Raw genomic sequence first — 17,110 nt, forward strand, 5'->3', positions numbered from 1 at the left:
CCTAAGTCTCCTTGCCGCTGCCGTACAGGGTTTTCTTCCAGACCGTCGACAAGGTGGCAACGGCGTCTTGATCGCTGATATGCAGGCCCAGGCCGGACGGCCCCACGAACACGGTGGTGAAGTTCTCGAAGAGCAGCGCGATGGCCGCCGCGGTGTGTTCCGGATTCAGCTCCGTTCCGTACCCCTGCTCCTGGGCCCGGCGGACCGAGGCGGCCACGATGTCCATGCCGAAGCGGCGGAATTCGTTCTGGACGTCCGCGAAGCGTCGCTGGGTGGCGGCGAGCTGGGCGACGGCGATCATGATGCCGATGTTCTGCTTGAACATCTCCCAGTAGCCGGTGACCACCGACGTGAAGAACGCGTCGTCATCGGGCGAATCCGGCAGGTGCAGGCGCAGCCCGGACGGTTCGACGACCTCGTGCAGAAAAGATTCCGCCAGCGCGGCCAGGAGGTCCTCCTTGTCGGCGAAATACCGGTAGAACACCGCCGGCGACTTGCCCGCGGCCGAGGTGATGTCGGCGAGCGTGGTACCGTGAAAGCCCCTTTCGGCGAACAGCTTTCGGGCGGCCTGCTCGATGGCCTGCCTGGTCTGGCGGCCCTTCGCGGTCAGCAGTTCGGCCGGCATCAGTCCCGGATCCGGTCGCCGGCGCGCAGTAGCCCGCTCGGTAGGTCATGTCCGACAAGCGATTTCGCCACCTCGGCCGCGGCGATGGCGGCCTCCAGGTCGACGTCGACGTCGATGTCGCTGTCCCGCAACAGGTAGACCAGATCCTCGGTGGCGATGTTGCCGGTCGCGCCCGGCGCGAAGGGGCAACCGCCCAGCCCACCGACCGACGCGTCCAGCCGGGTGACCCCGGAGCCGACCGCCGCATAGGCGCTGGCCAGCCCGGCGCCGCGGGTGTTGTGGAAATGCCCGCCCAGCGGCATGTCGCCGATCACCGGGCGCAGCTGCGCAATCAGCGAACTGGTCCGCCGCGGGGTGGTGGTGCCGATGGTGTCGGCGATCGAGAACCGGTCGACGCCCCGGTCGCGGGCGGCCGCGCCGATCTCGAGGATCCGCTCCGGTGGGGTCGGCCCGTCGAACGGGCAATCCCACGCCGTGGCCACGATGACCTCGACGGTGACGCCGGCCTCGTGCGCGATGGCGACGATGTCCTCGATCTGCTCGGTGGCCTCGGCGCTGGTTCGCCCGACGTTGGCCTGACTGAACGCGTCGCTGGCGGCGACCACGTACTCGATCGATCGCAGTCCCGCGGCGACGGCGCGCTTCGCGCCGTTCGGACTGGCCACCAGGGCGGAGAACTCGATGTCGGGGTAGTCGTGCAGGTGCGCGGCGAGCTCGGCGGCGTCGGCCATCGACGGCACCTTCGACAGGGACACGAAGGCGGTGGCCTCCACCTCACGAACCCCGGTGGCCGCGACCGCCGCCAGCAGTTCCAGCTTGGCCGCCAACGGGATTGGCGTTTCGATCTGCAGGCCGTCGCGCAGCGACACCTCGCGAATGTCGACGTGGGGCGTCATAGCACCTCCCCGGCCCTTAGCGCTTCGAGCTCGTCGGCGGTCTTGCCCAGGAGCCCGATGTAGACCTCGTCGTTGTGTTGTCCCGGCTGTGCGGGACCGGCGTTGCGGACACCGCCCGGCGACTCGGACAGCACAGGCACGATGCCCGGGCCCAGCACGTTGCGCCCGACGCGTTCGTCGTAGTGGTCGACCAGCATGCCGCGCGCCCGCAGCTGTGGGTCGTTGACCACTTCGGCGACGGTGTTGATCGGTCCCGCGATTGCACCGGCGGCGCTCAGCGTTTCGATGATTTCGCCCGGTTGGCGCTCGGCGGCCCACGCGCCGATGATCTTGTCGAGTTCGTCTTGGTTGCGGCCGCGCGCGCCGTGCGTGGCGAACCGGTCGTCGGTGGCCAATTCGCCGCGCCCCATCGCGGTGCACAGCCGAGCGAACACGGTGTCCTGGTTGGCGGCGATCACCACCCAGGACCCGTCGGCGCTGCGGTAGATGTTGGACGGCGCAATGCCCTCCAGCCGGGTGCCCGACGGCCCGCGCACCACGCCGCCGACGTCGTAGTCGGGGATCGTTGATTCCTGGACGGCCAAACATGATTCGGTCAGCGCGACGTCGACCACCTGACCTTGCCCGGTGACGCTGCGGCGGTACAGGGCGGCCAGCGCGCCCTGAGCGCCGAACATGCCGGCCAGGCTGTCGCCGAGCGAGAGCGCCAGCCGGGGCGGCGGCCCGCCGGGGAAGCCGTTGAGGTGTCGCAGCCCGCTGGCGGCCTCGGCCACCGACGCGTACCCGGCCTTGTGGGCGTCGGGTCCGGTCTGGCCGTAGCCGGATACCCGGGCCAGGATGATGCCCGGGTTTCGGTCGCGGAGCACGTCGTAGCCCAGCCCCCATTTCTCCAGCGTGCCGGGCCGGAAGTTCTCGACCACGATGTCGGATTTGTCGACGAGATCGAGAAACAGCTCCCGGCCGCGTGGCTTCCGCAGGTCGAGCGTGATGGCCCGTTTGTTGCGCGCGTGCACCGTCCAGAAGACGCGGTGCCCGTCGAGTTCGGCCTGGCCCCAGGTCCGCAACGGGTCCGGGGTGCCCGGGGGTTCGACCTTGATGACGTCGGCGCCCATGTCGCCGAGCAGCCGGCCGGCGAACGGCCCGGCGATCAGGGTGCCGAGCTCGAGCACCCGGATCCCGTCCAGCGGACCTGGGGGTGTCATTCGTCGCTCACGAAGTCGTGGCGGATCAGCCAGTCGGTGATGATGTCGACGGCGTGCCGCAGCTTATCCCGCTGCTGGGGTCCCGCGTAATAGTGTGTGGCGCCGGGGATTTCGTGCATCTCCTTGTCCGGGTGCCCGATCGCCTCAAAGAGGCGCCGGATGTGGCTTGGCGTGCAGGCGTCGTCGGCCAGGTTACCGATTACCAGCGCCGGCACCGCGAGGTCGCGCCCGCAGGCAACCCCATCGCCGCGGGCGTCGTCGTAACTCCATTGCGACAGCCAGCCACGCAGCGTGCAGAAGCGGGCCAGCCCGACCGGACTCATGTTCACCACTCGAGGATCGCCCAGGTAGCAGGTTCCCGGGGTGCGTTCGTTGGGATCGACGCTCGGATCCAGCCAGCGCGGGTCGGCCATGGTGCCATGTACGACGAACCCGAACTCGTCATCGGGGCGGCCGGCGGCCTTCAGTTCGGCCAGTTTGGCCCTGACCCGTGCGGTGATGCGGCGGTTGCGCTCGATCTGGGCCTGCCGGTAGCGGGCCAGAAACTCCTGGCTGTAGGGCGGTTGATTGGGGTTGTCGGGGTTGTAGAGGTCCAGCTCGGGATCGCGCTTGGTCGGGTCGGATTCGTCGAGAATGGATGCGTCCAACCACTCGGTCAGGGTGCCGTGCCGGCTGATGTGCGCGGCAAGCAGCATGATCCCGTCGGCGGCGGGCAGGTCGAGCTTGGTGAGGTCCGGGCCGTCGCCCGATGGGCTCGACGTGACGGTCGGGTGCTGGGCCTGCTGCTGGTAGAACATCGACAGCGACCCGCCGCCGCTCCACCCGGCCAGCACCACCTTCGGGTAGCCCAGCCGCTTCTTGGCGTCCTTGATGCACTCGCCGAGGTCTTCGACCACCTTTTCCATCAGCAGCGCCGAGTCGGTGCCCCGGAAGCGGCTGTTGCAGTAGATGACATGGTGGCCTGCCCTGGCGAGTGCGTTGATCATCGGCAGGTACGCGCCGCCGCCGATAGGGTGCATGAACACCAACACGGTGTCGGACGGCTTGGCGTTCGGCTTGAGCAGGTAGCTTTCCAGCACGGTGATCTCGGCCAGCCCTCCGTAGACGTCCCGGATTCCCGAGTTGTTCTGGAAGGCAACGAGATAGGGGATGCGGTCGTACTCGTGCTTCACGAGTGCTGCCCCAGGTCGTGGGCGAGCACCTCGGCCGACGGCGTCAGGCGGCGCCGCGTGTCGACGGCGATGACCTGCCAGTCCACCCGCGAGTGCTCATCGAACTTGCGTCGGGCCCGCTCCCGCGCCTTTTCCGGTGCGCCGTGGTGCACCCCTTGCGGCGCATGGGTGATCAGGCCCGGCGGCATCGGGATGCCGTACAGCGACCCGCCGTGGAAGAAGGCGATCTCGTCATAGTCGACGTTGCGGTGATACCAGGGCGTGCGCTCGGTGCCCGGGACGCCCTCGGCGGGCTTGGGCAGGAAGTTCATCACGTACACGCCGGTCGCCTGCATGAACAGGTGGACCGTCGGCGGCAGGTGCACGCTGTCGGAGGTGATGACGTTGTAGTCGGCGACGTTGAAGGTGAACGCGAAGTTGTCGCCGCGCCACCCCTCGACGTCGAGCGGATTGTGTTGGTAGAAAAGCGATGTGAGGCCACCCGTGTGGACCAGCCGGACCTCGTACTCGTCGCGGTCGTCATCTGCGATCGAAGCCGGCTCGGGGATGGTGGCCTGCGACGGGTCGAACGGGAAGTGTCGGCCCAGCGCTCCGGGCGGTGGCACCCGGAACTCGTCGCTCGCCTCGATCATCAGTAACGTGGTTTCGCGATCCGGCATCTGGCGCCAGGTACACGCCTTCGGCAGGTAGACCCAGTCGCCCTCTCGGTAGCGCAGGGGCCCGAACTCGGTCTCCAGCAGCCCGGTTCCCCGGTGCACGAAGCACAGCAGGTCCCCGTCGACGTGACGGACGTAGAACGGCATCGGCTCACGCCGGCGGCTCAGCAGGATTCGGCAGTCGTCGTTGCTGAACATCAGCAGGGGGCTGCCGTTGGCATCGGTGGCGTCGCTCGGCTTCAGCTCACCCGCGAGCACGTCGACCGGGCGCAGCGGGCCGACCGCCCGATAGGCGGTGGGGTCGTGGCGGCGGTACATGTTGGCGGTGCGGCCGGTAAACCCGCCCCGCCCCAGCTCGTCGTCCTTGAGGCCGTCGAGGTCGGCGTGCAGGCGGCGCGGCGTCCTGCCCTTGCGCAGGTGGACAAAGGACTCCATGGGCGCTCCCGACTGCGGCGTTGGCAGAAACTGAAAGTGATATTACTTTTTGTTTTGCTCGCGCACAAGGGCCTGCCGCGACCTCGGGCGGTTCTGCGCAGAGGCTGGTGTTGCAGATGAGATCAAGCGCCGGCGCGTCAATCACGCACGCGCAGCACAACTTTCCCTTTGGCGGTGCGATTCTCGAGCGACGCAACCGCGGCGGCGGCCTCGGTCAGCGGGTAGACCGCGGGGTCGGGCGGGCGAAGCTGGCCCGAGGTGAGCAGCCTTTCGAGCCCCGCCCACTGCTCGGCCAGCGCGTCGGGGTGCGAAAGCGTCCAGGCGCCCCAGCCGACACCGACCACGTCAACGTTGTTGAGCAGCAATCGGTTTACCTTAACCGTCGGGATCTCACCGCCGGTGAAGCCGATCACCAGCAGCCGGCCACCGGGCGCCAGCGAGCGCAGCGAATCGGTGAACCGGTCACCGCCGACCGGGTCGACGACGATATCGGCCCCGCGGCCGTCGGTCAGTTCCTTGACCGCGTCCTTGAACCCCTCGGCCAACACGACGTCGGTGGCGCCGGCGGCCGTGGCGAGCCGGGCCTTGTCCTCCGTGCTGACCACCGCGATGGTGCGCGTTGCCCCGAGCACCGGGGCCAGCCGCAGCGTCGACGTCCCGATCCCGCCGGCCGCCCCGTGCACCAGCACGGTCTCGCCCTGCTGCAGGCGGCCCCGCACGGTGAGCGCGAAGTACACCGTCAGGTCGTTGAACAACAGGCCGGCGCCGGCCTCGAAGCTCACGTTATCCGGCAGCTTGAACACCCGGTCGGGCGCCAGCACCGCAACCTCGGCCATGCCGCCGGTGAGCATCGTCAGGCCGACGACCCGGTCGCCGGCCGCCACATGCGCGTCGGCGGGGGCCGACCGCACCACCCCGGCGATCTCCGCGCCCAGCACGAACGGCGGCTGCGGGCGGTACTGATACAGGCCCCGGGTGAGCAGGGCGTCGGGGAAGGCCGCGCCGGCCGCGTGCACGTCGACGACCACGCCGTCACCGCTGGGTTCGGCGACGTCGGCCACCTCGATCCCGTCCGGTCCATCGAGCCGAGTCACCTGTACCGCGCGCATGCCACCTCCGTCGTCCTGGGCCGTCCCAGCCGCCCGAACAGCGTACTGCTCAGAATCCGCCGGCCACCCGGACCACCGCCCGGCCGGAGAATGCGCCGGCGCGGAGCTGGTCGAGCACTCCGACCACGTCTTTGACGTCGACGTCGCTGATCACCGACTCGAGATGGCGCGGCCGCAGCGAATCACCCAACAGCGCCCACAGTTTCCGGCGCGGGCCGATCGGCAGCTGCACCGAGTCCATCCCCAAAAGCGCCACGGCGCGCAGGATGAACGGCATCACCGTGGTGTGCAACGCGGGACCGCCGGTCAGTCCGCTGGCGGCCACCGCCCCGCCGTAGTCGACGGCGCTGAGCACGTCGGCCAGCGTCGCGCCGCCCACGCAATCCACCCCCGCCGCCCAGCGCGCCTTGTTCAGCGGCCGCGGTTTGGCCTCGGGATCCTCGGGCAACCGCCCGATAACCTCCGCGGCGCCAAGTTCTTTCAGCAGATCGGTCGCCTTCTCCTTGCCGCTCGAGGCGACCACCCGGTAGCCGGCGCCGGCCAGCAGATCCACGCTGACGGAGCCGACGCCGCCGGAGGCGCCGGTGACCACGACCGACCCGGCCCCGGGCTGGACGCCCCAGTTGATCAGCGCCTGCACGCTCATCGCGGCGGTGAAGCCGGCGGTTCCGATCGCGGCGCCGTCGTGCGGGCTCAATGCGCCGAGCGCCACCACCTGGTCCGCAGGCAGCCGGGCGTATTCGGCGTAGCCGCCGTGGTGGCCGGTGCCGATCGCATATCCGTGCGCAAGCACCTTGTCGCCGACGGCGAAATCGGGTGATTCCGACGCGACGACCTCACCGGTCAGGTCGATGCCCGGGACCACCGGATAGTTGCGCACCACGCCGCCACCCGGTGTCAATGCCAGCGCATCCTTGAAGTTGACGCTCGAATACAGCACGCGGATCGTCACCTCCCCGGGCGGGAGGTCCGAGGCGCTCAGCGTCTCGACCGACGCGGTGATCCGGTCCCCATCCTGGCGCGCGACAAGCGCTTGAAACGTGTCCATACCGACGACGCTAACCTCATCGCATGGAACGCTTTCCACTCGGTGGCTTTTCGGTCTCGCGCATCGGATTCGGTGCCATGCAATTGCCCGGTCCGAACGCCTTCGGCCCGCCGCGCGACCGCGACGAGGCGCTGGCCGTGCTGCGGCGCGCGGTCGAACTCGGGGTCGACCACATCGACACCGCCCAGTTCTACGGCCCCGACGTCGCCAACGAACTGATCCGCGAGGCGCTGCACCCATACCCGGAGAACCTGGCGCTGGTGAGCAAGGTCGGTGGGCGCCGCGACGACACCGGGGCCTGGCTGCCGGTCGCCGCGCCCTCCGATTTGCGCCGCGACATCGAGGCCAACCTGCTCGCCCTCGGTGTCGACCGGCTGGCGGCAGTCAATCTGCGCTTGTTCGAAAGCGAGGGGCCGGACCGACTGTTCGACGAGCAGCTATCCGTCGTGATGCAAGCCCGCGACGAAGGTCTGATCGGTGGCATCGGGCTCAGCGAGATCAAGGTCGCGCACCTGCGCCACGCCCTGGAACGCGCCGAGATCGCCTGTGTGCAAAACGCTTTCAATCTCGTCGACCGCTCGTCGGCGCCGGTGCTGCACGAGTGCACGGCGCGCGGCATCGCCTTCGTGCCGTTCTTCCCGCTGGGTGCCGCCTTCATCAAGCCGAACCCGGTGCTCACCAACCCGCTGGTGCAGGAGATCGCGCAGCGGCTCGGGCGCACGCCGGCGCAGGTCGCCCTGGCGTGGACGCTAAGCGTGGCACCCAACGTGCTGCTGATCCCGGGCACCTCGTCGGTGCGGCACCTGGAGGAGAACCTCGACGCCGCGTCCGTCGAGCTCGACGACGAGACCCGCGAGCGGCTGAACGCCGTCAGTGCTTGATGCCGCCACGGGTCCGGGCCGCGACCGCCGCCGACGCCGCGGCGTGCCTCGACATCTACCGCCCGTACGTGCTGGACACCGCGATCTCGTTCGAGACCGATGTGCCGACGGTCGAGGAAATGGCGCGACGGATCGCCGGTGCCCACGAATGGCTGGTGCTCGAGGTCGACGGGGCCGTCACCGGTTACGCCTATGCGCACCAGTTCAATTCGCGCGCCGCATACCACTGGTCGGTCGAGACGAGCATCTACCTTGCACGCGAGCGTCACGGCAGCGGCGGGGGCCGCCTGCTCTACACCGAGCTGTTGCGGCGGCTCGCCGAACGCGGTTTCCGGCGAGCGTTCGCCGGCATCGCCCAGCCCAACGATGCCAGCAATGGGCTGCACCGGTTGTTCGGCTTTCGGCCGGTCGGCCGGTATCCACGCGTCGGGTGGAAGCTCGGCGCCTGGCACGACGTCGAGTGGTGGCAGCTCGACCTGCTCGGTGAAGACGACGATGCGGATGCGGACCCGCCGCGTCCGATCGCTACTTGAGCTTTGCGCCGGCCGCTGCCTTGCGAGTTCGTCTGATCACGTGGCGGAGCCGCCGGCCATTTTGCTCGTCGTGCCTTGGAATCGGTGCAGCGCCCACAGCACCAGCCGGTCGCGCTGCTCGGGGTCTCGTTCGTTGTCGTGCAAGTGCAGGCCCTCCACCATTGCGGCGATCGCCCGCGCAGCAGTGCGCGCGTCATCGCCCGCGAGGCCCTCGCGCTGGAAGCCTTCCTGCAGCATCCGCTCAATCAGTTCATGGAGGCCGTGATGGAAGTCGGAAACGACTACCGACTGTGCGGCCCGGTCGTGCACGGTGGCAGTCAGTGATGCGACGCGGTCGAGTTCGTGCAGCGCGGCGATGACCAGCTCGGGCAGCGGCCGCGGCTCGCTGAGCAGGCGCGGCAACGCCTCTTCCAGCCGCCGTCGTAGCACCGCAACGAGCAGATCGTCCTTGGTGGGGAAGTACCAATGCACCGAATTGGTCGCGATACCGGCCTGAGCGGCGATCGCCGCGATGGTTGTGTCCCGGTAGCCGCCCGGCCCTAAAAATGCGGCGTCGGCGGCATCGAGTATCTCCGCCAGCTTGACCTGGCGGTCGACTCCCGCACGATTCCGTGCCATACCGCCTCCTCTTGATTACCAGACAAGAAACAGGCTAGCCTCTTGATTGGCAATCAACACGCTGCGGTGACCCGGCGCCGGGATGCAGATTCGCGTGCGTAACGGGCCCAGCATTGCGTCGTCGACCAAAGGCAGACCAGGACGAGGGGGGTTTAGGCGTATGACCGCAACAGGTTGGCGAGAGAAGCTGTCGACGGTGAATGTGCTTGGCCGACCGGTTCGCGGTGGTCGCGGTGACGTCGAGCGGCTGCGCGGCAAGGTAGCGGTGGTTACGGGCGCGTCCCAAGGGCTGGGTCAGCACATCGCGCTTCAGTTGGCGGCCGAGGGGGCGCGCGTCGTCCTCGCCGCCCGTAATGCACAGCGTCTCAATGAGATTGAATCCCAGATCGCCGCCGCGGGAGGCATTGCCCGGGCAGTCGCCGCAGACCTGACGAGGGAGGAGGACTGTGCCCGCCTGATCGATACCACGGTGGCCACATTCGGCGGTATCGACGTCTTGGTACTCAACGTCGGCGTGGCAACATACGGAAGGCTAGAGGAACTCGAGTCCTTCGCGCCGATCACGGCGGCGATGCAGGCCAACTTCTTCAGCGCCGCCTACCCGACCTATCTGGCTTTAAGCCATCTCATCGCGGCGCGCGGAGTGATCGCGTATGTGACCTCCGGATCAGGACACTTCCCCATGGCCGGTTATTTGGGTTACACCACAAGCAAACACGCCATGAACGGATTCTTTGAAGCATTGCGGCTTGAGGTCTACCCTCGCGGCGTCCACGTGCTGACCATCAACCCCGGTGACATGTACAGCGGCGATGGAGCCGGGCGCACATTCATCGGACCCAGCGGTGCCGAGGACAAGATCGACCTGTCCGTGCGGCGGCGCAACGACATCGCGCGGACGCCGGCCAGCATGGTAGCGCCACGATGCGTGGACGCCATCGTCCATCGGCACCGTGAAGTTGACCTCTCGCCGCCGATCCAAAAAATCGGTACCCGCATCCGGCCGCTGCTGCCCGCCCTGGTTGACCGGCGCATCTATGCCAAGACCAAGACGATGCGGTCGGCTTTCGAAGCAGTTCCCGAATTGCACACGGCCTCAGCGCAACAGGCGGGTGGTTCGCCCGACGACGCGCCCCACCAGCGCTAATTGGTGACGCCCGACACCGCCGGATCATGAGGCGGATGGATTCAGTCGGCGAGATCGAGCGCTACACCGTCCCCAGCGAAGGAGCAGTACACCGATGGTGACCCATCTGGCCCGCTACCGATCCGGCGATGACACCGGCTGGGGGGTGGTCGTCGGCTCAGCGCTGACCCCGCTGGCGCACGAGTATCCGACCACCGCGAAATTGATCACCGGCGGTCGGCAGGACTGGAGCGCGGCAGCCAGGCGGCCGGCCAGCATCGATCTGGCCGCGGTGCAGCTGTTGTCGCCGATCACCACGCCATGCCGGGTGATATGTCAGGGCGCCAACTACCGCCAGCACGCCATCGAGGCGGGGATGAACCCCGACGAGCGCACATTCAACCTCTTCTTCGACAAAACCGATGCCGCGATCACCGACCCGACAGCACCGGTCACCCGACCCGCCCACGTGCGGCTGCTGGACTACGAGATCGAACTTGCCCTGGTGATCGGCGCGCCCATCACGGCGCCGACCACGGTGACCCCGGAGAACTTGCACGAGTTCGTGTTCGGACTCACCATCGCCAACGATCTTTCGGCGCGCGACGTGCAGCTGCCGCAGGGCCAGTTCCTCAAGGGCAAAAGCTATCGCGGGTTCTGCCCGGTCGGCCCCTTCCTGGCGGTACCTGAGTCCGACGAATACGACCTGCTCAACGATCTCGAATTGTCGTTGAGCGTCAATGGGATCCAACGCCAGCACGACAACACCCGCAACATGTTGTACCGTCCCGCCGAGACCCTCACCGAGCTCAGCGAATTCTGCGACCTGGGTCCCGGTGACCTCGTGCTCACCGGCACCCCGCACGGATGCGTTGCCACCTCGCCGCCGGCGCTAGTGCGTCGGTTGGCGACCGCTCTGTTGCCCGAGCACACCCTGTGGGCGATGTTCGTCAAGCAGAACATCTCCAAGCCCTATCTCAAGCCCGGGGACGTCATCACCGCTTCGATCCGCAATGCCAGCGGCGCAATCGATCTGGGCGCCCAGCACACGACCATCACCTCACCGACACGATGAAGGACCAACCGATGACCGGCGACACCCCGTTGCGGCGTCACACACCGCCGCCACAAATCTCCAGCCACGACAGCCCCGTCACAATGGGTAGTTCCGCGCAGCACCCCATTCCCGACCTGATGGCCCATTTCGTCGTCAAGACCGCCCGCAGCAACGAAATGATCGCCTGGTATCAGGCTGTGTTCGGCGCGCGCGTGGTGCACGAGGACGCACGCATCGCATTTTTGACATGGGACAACGAAAGTCACCGCCTCGCCCTGATCAAACTTCCCCGGTTCTTGCGGTATCTGTTTCCGCTTGCGCGGTTGCGCCGCAAGTTTTTCGGGTTTGATCACGTGGCATATACCTACAGGTCATTGGAGCAGCAGCTGTTGGCCTACGAGAAGCTGAAGAACGCCGGAATCGCACCGGTGTGGTCGATCAACCACGGCCCGACCACGAGTCTGTACTACGAGGATCCCGATGGGATCCGGCTGGAGTTTCAAGTCGAGAACTTCTCGACCGGCCAAGCCACGGCCGAGTATCTCGGCACCGCCGAGTTTGCGGCGAACCCGATCGGGGTCAACATCGACCCCGACTACCTGCTTGAGCAATTGCGCGCTGGCGCCGAGGAATCCGATCTGCTCAAGCAAAACGCCGGCGTGCGGCCGGGCACCAAATACCGCGCCAATAGGCGCACCATCTCCTGGAAGACGCTCTGACCGTGTCGTCGGGGTCTTCGGCTCAATTCGGCGATGTCACGGCACTACTGAATGTGATTCATTAACTCGGAGGCTTAGTGAGTGGACACCACCGCGATTCCCCATCCACCCCACCGCTTACCGGTGCTGGGCGATGTGTTGGGCGTCAACCCCCGCGCTCCCGTTCAGTCGGCGTTGCGGCTGGTGCGCGATTTGGGACCGATCTCGGTGCGCAAACTGTTGAACATCGAGGTTGTCACAGTAGGCGGAGCTGAGCTGGCCGCCGAGCTCAACGATGAGACGCGCTTTTCCAAGCACGTCGGACTGCACCTGCTTCCATTGCGCGCCATCGTGGGTGATGCCCTGTTTACCGCCGAGAACGACGAGCCGAATTGGCAGTTGGCCCACGACATCCTGGTGCCCGCGTTTACCCGAGAGGCGATGCGCGGCTACCACTCGATCATGTTCGAGGTGGTCCGCGAACTGCTGGCTCGCTGGGACGGCGCGGCCGAATGCGGGCGGCAGGTCGACGTCACCGCCGACATGACGCGGTTGACATTGGAGACCATCGGTTGCGCCGGGTTCGGATACCGCTTCGGCTCATTTGAGCGCGATCAGCCGCACCCGTTCGTCACCGCCATGATGCGCACTCTTCGCTACGCCCCTTTGTCGACATTCCAGGCCCTCGCCCCGGTGCGCCGAGTAGTGGTCGGCTCTGCCCGCCAGCACCGGGGCGACCTCGCGACGATGCAGCGGATCGTCGACGAGGTCATTGCGGCGCGTCGCGACGACAAGGAAGAGCCGGATCTGCTTGGCCTGATGCTGCGCAGTGCGCACCCCGAGACGGGCCGCCGCTTGGACGAGGTCAACATCCGCCAGCAGGTCATCACATTTATGATCGCCGGTCACGAAACAACTTCGGGCGCATTGTCCTTCGCGCTGTACTACCTCATCCGAGACCCGCAAGCGTTGGCCCGAGCGCAAGCGGAGGTCGACGCGCTGTGGGGCCAGGCCAGCGACCCCGAGCCCGCCTTCACCGATATCCCCAAACTGCGATACGTACGTGCGGCACTAGACGAGGCGCTGCGGCTATGGCCGACCGCGCCCGCATATCTGCGGGCCGCCCGCACCGACACCGTGCTCGGCGGCCGCTACCGAATGAATCGGGGCGACTGGGCAATGGTGCTGCTGCCGCTGCTGCACCGCGACCCGTCGGTATGGCATGATCCCGACCGGTTCGACCCCGACCGGTTCGCCCCGGGCCAGGCCAAAGCCCGCCCCGCGCACGCTTACAAGCCGTTCGGAACCGGGCAACGGGCCTGCATCGGCCGCCAGTTCGCCCTGCACGAGGCAGTGCTGGCACTCGGCCTGCTCCTGCACCGCTACGACCTTTCAACACCCGACGACTACCGCCTGCAGATCACCGAATCCCTCACCCTCAAACCGCGGGGCTTTTACCTCGTGCCGCGCCGACGCCATCGCCGGTGACGAGAGGAGGGGGCGAGCTGCGCCGGCTGACCGAACGCGGTGTCAGTGGTCAGAACGGGTAAGGGCCCAGGCGCTCCCAGGCGGTCGCGCCGGCCACGAGTGCCAGCAGTACGTTGAGGGCGACGTTCGTGTACTCGCGTCGGCGGGCGTGCGTGCTCATGGCGCCAATTAGGACGAGCAGCAATCCGATGGCGGCCAGCGGCGCCGGGATGGATGCCGTGTGCGCCCGCCGCGATCGAGGAACATGCGCATCCGGTGTCGACCATCCTGGTGGACGGTCGGCGGCTGGAGCCTCGATGAGCGCCCGATCGTTACTTGAGCTCGGAGGAAGAAAGCCCCAGTAGCCGGCGGGCAACCACCAGCTGCTGGATCTGCTGGGTGCCCTCGAAAATGTCCAGGATCTTGGAGTCGCGACCCCACTTCTCCAGCAGTGATTGCTCGGAATAGCCTGCCGTCCCTGCCAATTCGACGGTCTTGAGGGTGACGTCGCTGGCCATCCGGCCGGCCTTCGCCTTGCTCATCGACGCCTCTTTGGAGTTGGGGATCTTGTTGTCGGCCTGCCACGCCGCACGCAGCGACAGCAGATAGGCGGCCTCCCAGTCGGCCTCCATCCGCAGGAACTCGGCCGCGGCCGCGCTTTGGGCGTGCGACGGTTTGTCGTAGGAGATTTCGACCCCGGCCTCGGTAAGGATCTTGCGGATTTCCTCCAGCGCGGCGCGGCCGACGCCGACGGCCATGGCGGCGACGATCGGCCGCGTGTTGTCGAAGGTTTCCATCACGCCGGAAAAGCCCTTGCCCGCCTGGATCTCCGGGTTGCCCAGCAGGTTGTCCTTCGGTATCCGCGCGTTGTCGAACCGGATCACCGCGGTGTCGGAACCCTTGATGCCGAGCTTGTGCTCGAGCCGTTCGACGGTGACGCCGGGGTGGTCGCGCGGCACGATGAACGACTTGATCGCCGCGCGGCCCTGTGACTTGTCCAGCGTCGCCCACACCACGATGTGCGTGGCGCGCGAGCCCGCGGTGACAAAGATCTTCTCGCCGTTGATGACGTATTCGTCGCCGTCCAACTTGGCGGTGGTTGACACCGCCGCGGAATCGGATCCGAAGCCAGGCTCGGTGATGGCCATCGCCGCCCACACCTTGCCCAAGCGTTCCAGCTGTTCGTCGGTGGCGACCGCGGAGATTGCCGCATTTCCCAGCCCCTGATAGGGGACCGACAGCATCATCGCGAGGTCGCCCCAGCTGGCTTCCATTGTCTGCAGCAGCGCGGCCATGTTGGCGCCGTTGTGGTTTTTGCCTCTGTCGTCGTCCTCGTCGCGAAGCGAGTCCGCCCCGGCGAACGCGACCGATTCGGAAGCTCCCTCGAACAGATTGATCAGGGTGTCGAGCTCGACGGGGTAGGCGTGCTCCTTGAGGTCGTACTTGCGCGCGATCGGCCGCATCATCTCGGCGGCGCCCTGATGCGTCTTGACGATCACCGCTTGCAGCTTGCGGGGCAGTTCCAGATTGATTGCCATGATTGGTCTTTCGCTAGTGAAGTTCGAGTTGGATGACTGCTAGATCACTACGACACCCTCGGCCACTCCGATGGCCCGCAGGTCGCGGTACCAGCGCTCGACCGGGTATTCCTTGGTGTAGCCGTGGCCGCCGAGCAGCTGCACGCCGTCCAGGCCGATCTGCATCCCCTTGTCGGCGCCCAGCCGCTTGGCCAGCGCGGCTTCCCGGGTGAACGGGAGGCCCTGTTCGGCGCGGGCGGCGCCGCGCCAGGTGATCAGCCGCAGGCCGTCCAATTCGATGGCGATGTTGGCGCACATGAACGCCACGGCCTGACGGTGCGCGATCGGCTCGCCGAACGCACGGCGTTCCTTCACGTAGGGGACGACATAGTCGAGCACCGCGTGCGAGGTGCCGACCGCCAGGGCCGCCCAGCCCAGCCGGGACAGCGCGATCGCCTCGGAGTAATCGTCGTCGGTGGCTTCGTCCTCGCCGAGCCGGGCGCTCAGCGGCACCGACACGCCGGACAGCTCCACCTGACCCAGGGCGGCCGCGCGAACCCCCATGCTCGGATCCGCCTTGACCGTAAGGCCTTTGGTGGACGACTCGACGATGAACAGCGCCGGCTTGCCGTTCAGTTGCGCGCCGACGATGAACAGCTCGGCGTCGGCGGCGGCGGGGACCAACGACTTCACACCGTCGAGGCGGTAGCCGCTCGGGGTGCGCACCGCGGTCGTCTTGAGCCGGGTGGGGTCGAACAGCGGCTGCGGTTCGGCGATGGCCACGCACGCCTGCGGGACGTTGTCGCCGGCGAACTCGCGCAGGTAGGTGGCCTGCTGATCGCCGCTGCCCCAGTGGGTCAGCGCGGCCGCCACGCCGCCGGGGGCCAGGATCGGCAAAGCCAGGCCCATGTCCCCGTAGGCGAGGGCCTCGGCCGCCAGCACGTTGGTCACGCTGGAGCGGTGTGCGGCGATGCCCTCGAAGTCCTCGGGGATGTTGATCGCGGTGATGCCCAAATCGGCGGCCTTGGCGATCAGGCCGGGCGGGTAGGTCGCGGCCTCGTCGGCGTCGTGGGCCGCGGGACGCAGCACCTCGGCGGCGAACTCGTCGAGGGTCTCGACGATCATCGTCTGCTCGTCGTCGGGCGTCAGGTCGAAGAAGTCCTTGCCGCTGGACTTGAGCCGGGTCGGCCCGGCCCGCAGGCTTTGGACGCGCTTGAACTGCCGTGACGCGGCGCCGGCGGTGGAGAAGATCGTCTTTGTGCCGTAGCGCAGGCCCCGATTGAGCGGGTCGCGCAGGTGGTATTTGTCCAAAAATTCCTGGCCGACGAGCGGGGTGAGCAGCGCCAGGGTGACGTCGATCCCGGTCCGCTTGTGCGGCTGCAGGCCGACGCCGGTCTTGCGGCCGCGCCGCTTGGAGCGTGAGCTGGGCTTTGAAGTCTCTTTTGAAGAAGCCTGTTTTGAACCGGTACGAGCGTCGGTCATTTCAGCACCCTCTGTTGTTGGGGCGATGCGGATGGAGCCTATCTTACTCCGGAGTAAGATAGGTGGGGCCGCATTTGTTAACTAATTCACAGCGACTTCGCGCGCAGGCTGGCCAGCACCCGTTCGTGCAGCAGGCCGTTTGTCGCCACGGCGCTGCCGCGGTGGGGTCCAGCCGTACCGTCCAAGCCGGTGAATTTCCCGCCCGCCTCGCGCACCACGATGTCGAGCGCCGCCAGGTCCCACACCGACACCTCCGGTTCGGCGGCAATGTCGACCGCCCCCTCGGCAACCAGGCAATAGGAAAAGAAGTCACCGTAGGCGCGCACCCGCCACACCGCATCGGTCAGCTCGATGAAGCGATCGCGCAGGCCGCGCTGCGCCCAGCCCGACAGGCTGGAGAACGAGAGGCTGGCCGAATCAAGCTGTGCCACAGAGGAAACCGAGAGCGGACGCGGCGGCCCGCCGTCGAACGCGGCGAACGCCCCGCGGCCGCGGGGGCCCCCCCCCCCCCCGCGCCCCCCCCCCCCCCCCCCCCCCCCCCCCCCCCCCGGCCCCCCGGGGCGGACACCCGGAGAAAAGAGCCAACCG

General features: G+C 67.5%; 17 protein-coding genes and 1 pseudogene. 6 read left to right on the plus strand and 12 right to left on the minus strand.

The annotated features are described in order from the left end of the window. Window position 1: 1 nt before the first annotated feature. The 7 genes from A5764_RS03660 to A5764_RS03690 form a co-directional block, all read right to left on the minus strand. Window positions 2–625: a TetR/AcrR family transcriptional regulator gene (locus tag A5764_RS03660; RefSeq protein ID WP_067108629.1), complete on the minus strand. Its 624-nt coding sequence runs from the start codon at window positions 623–625 to the stop codon at window positions 2–4. Then, entirely contained in the window at window positions 625–1,521 is an 897-nt protein-coding gene (locus tag A5764_RS03665; protein ID WP_067108632.1) for a hydroxymethylglutaryl-CoA lyase, read from the minus strand. Before A5764_RS03665 ends, A5764_RS03660 begins: the two co-directional genes overlap by 1 nt. After that, entirely contained in the window at window positions 1,518–2,723 is a 1,206-nt protein-coding gene (locus A5764_RS03670; protein ID WP_067108635.1) for a CaiB/BaiF CoA-transferase family protein, read from the minus strand. Before A5764_RS03670 ends, A5764_RS03665 begins: the two co-directional genes overlap by 4 nt. Then, window positions 2,720–3,895, minus strand: a complete 1,176-nt coding sequence (locus tag A5764_RS03675; protein ID WP_067108638.1) for an alpha/beta fold hydrolase — start codon at window positions 3,893–3,895, stop codon at window positions 2,720–2,722. Before A5764_RS03675 ends, A5764_RS03670 begins: the two co-directional genes overlap by 4 nt. Continuing rightward, window positions 3,892–4,986: a homogentisate 1,2-dioxygenase gene (locus A5764_RS03680; RefSeq protein ID WP_067108639.1), complete on the minus strand. Its 1,095-nt coding sequence runs from the start codon at window positions 4,984–4,986 to the stop codon at window positions 3,892–3,894. Before A5764_RS03680 ends, A5764_RS03675 begins: the two co-directional genes overlap by 4 nt. A gap of 137 nt (window positions 4,987–5,123) precedes the next feature. Further along, window positions 5,124–6,095: an NADPH:quinone oxidoreductase family protein gene (locus A5764_RS03685; RefSeq protein ID WP_067108641.1), complete on the minus strand. Its 972-nt coding sequence runs from the start codon at window positions 6,093–6,095 to the stop codon at window positions 5,124–5,126. A 49-nt stretch (window positions 6,096–6,144) separates the two neighbouring features. Beyond that, window positions 6,145–7,143 (minus strand): acryloyl-CoA reductase, encoded by a 999-nt coding sequence (locus A5764_RS03690; RefSeq protein WP_067108643.1) that lies wholly within the window; start codon window positions 7,141–7,143, stop codon window positions 6,145–6,147. A 23-nt stretch (window positions 7,144–7,166) separates the two neighbouring features. Here A5764_RS03690 and A5764_RS03695 point away from each other — a divergent pair, with 23 nt between their 5' ends. Both A5764_RS03695 and A5764_RS03700 read left to right on the plus strand, forming a co-directional pair. After that, window positions 7,167–8,024, plus strand: coding sequence for an oxidoreductase (locus tag A5764_RS03695; protein ID WP_067108652.1), 858 nt, complete (start codon window positions 7,167–7,169; stop codon window positions 8,022–8,024). Then, on the plus strand, window positions 8,024–8,557 hold the full coding sequence (locus A5764_RS03700; protein ID WP_067108654.1) for a GNAT family N-acetyltransferase: 534 nt from the start codon (window positions 8,024–8,026) through the stop codon (window positions 8,555–8,557). The genes A5764_RS03695 and A5764_RS03700 overlap by 1 nt, the downstream gene beginning before the upstream one ends. A gap of 36 nt (window positions 8,558–8,593) precedes the next feature. Here the strand turns inward: A5764_RS03700 and A5764_RS03705 are convergent, their stop codons facing one another. Continuing rightward, the gene (locus A5764_RS03705; RefSeq protein WP_067108661.1) at window positions 8,594–9,175 is read right to left on the minus strand and encodes a TetR family transcriptional regulator; all 582 of its coding nucleotides are present in this window, start codon (window positions 9,173–9,175) and stop codon (window positions 8,594–8,596) included. A 202-nt stretch (window positions 9,176–9,377) separates the two neighbouring features. Between A5764_RS03705 and A5764_RS03710 the strand changes: the two genes are divergently transcribed. The 4 genes from A5764_RS03710 to A5764_RS03725 all read left to right on the plus strand — a co-directional run bounded on the left by A5764_RS03710 (window position 9,378) and on the right by A5764_RS03725 (window position 13,544). Beyond that, the gene (locus A5764_RS03710; protein WP_197501190.1) at window positions 9,378–10,322 is read left to right on the plus strand and encodes an SDR family oxidoreductase; all 945 of its coding nucleotides are present in this window, start codon (window positions 9,378–9,380) and stop codon (window positions 10,320–10,322) included. Between the two features lie 94 nt (window positions 10,323–10,416). Beyond that, on the plus strand, window positions 10,417–11,376 hold the full coding sequence (locus A5764_RS03715; protein WP_067108667.1) for a fumarylacetoacetate hydrolase family protein: 960 nt from the start codon (window positions 10,417–10,419) through the stop codon (window positions 11,374–11,376). 11 nt (window positions 11,377–11,387) lie between these two features. After that, entirely contained in the window at window positions 11,388–12,077 is a 690-nt protein-coding gene (locus A5764_RS03720; protein ID WP_369807267.1) for a VOC family protein, read from the plus strand. Between the two features lie 81 nt (window positions 12,078–12,158). Beyond that, window positions 12,159–13,544 carry a cytochrome P450 gene (locus A5764_RS03725; protein ID WP_067108670.1) on the plus strand — a complete coding sequence of 462 codons (1,386 nt, stop codon included), beginning with the start codon at window positions 12,159–12,161 and terminating at the stop codon, window positions 13,542–13,544. A 49-nt stretch (window positions 13,545–13,593) separates the two neighbouring features. On the opposite strand, the gene A5764_RS29640 is transcribed toward A5764_RS03725, so the two are convergent. From A5764_RS29640 to A5764_RS03740, 4 genes and pseudogenes are all read right to left on the minus strand, one after another. After that, a complete protein-coding gene (locus A5764_RS29640; RefSeq protein WP_082951459.1) occupies window positions 13,594–13,899 on the minus strand; it encodes a DoxX family protein in 306 nt (101 codons plus the stop codon). After that, complete coding sequence (locus A5764_RS03730) at window positions 13,856–15,061, minus strand: acyl-CoA dehydrogenase family protein (RefSeq protein ID WP_067108673.1); 1,206 nt, start codon at window positions 15,059–15,061, stop codon at window positions 13,856–13,858. Before A5764_RS03730 ends, A5764_RS29640 begins: the two co-directional genes overlap by 44 nt. 39 nt (window positions 15,062–15,100) lie before the next feature. Then, complete coding sequence (locus A5764_RS03735; RefSeq protein WP_067108677.1) at window positions 15,101–16,522, minus strand: acyl-CoA dehydrogenase family protein; 1,422 nt, start codon at window positions 16,520–16,522, stop codon at window positions 15,101–15,103. An 86-nt stretch (window positions 16,523–16,608) separates the two neighbouring features. Next, a pseudogene (locus tag A5764_RS03740) lies at window positions 16,609–17,016 on the minus strand (inositol monophosphatase family protein); the annotation flags it as partial. Window positions 17,017–17,110 lie beyond the last annotated feature (94 nt).

Source organism: Mycobacterium sp. 852002-51057_SCH5723018, from assembly GCF_001667035.1.
Taxonomy (GTDB): domain Bacteria; phylum Actinomycetota; class Actinomycetes; order Mycobacteriales; family Mycobacteriaceae; genus Mycobacterium.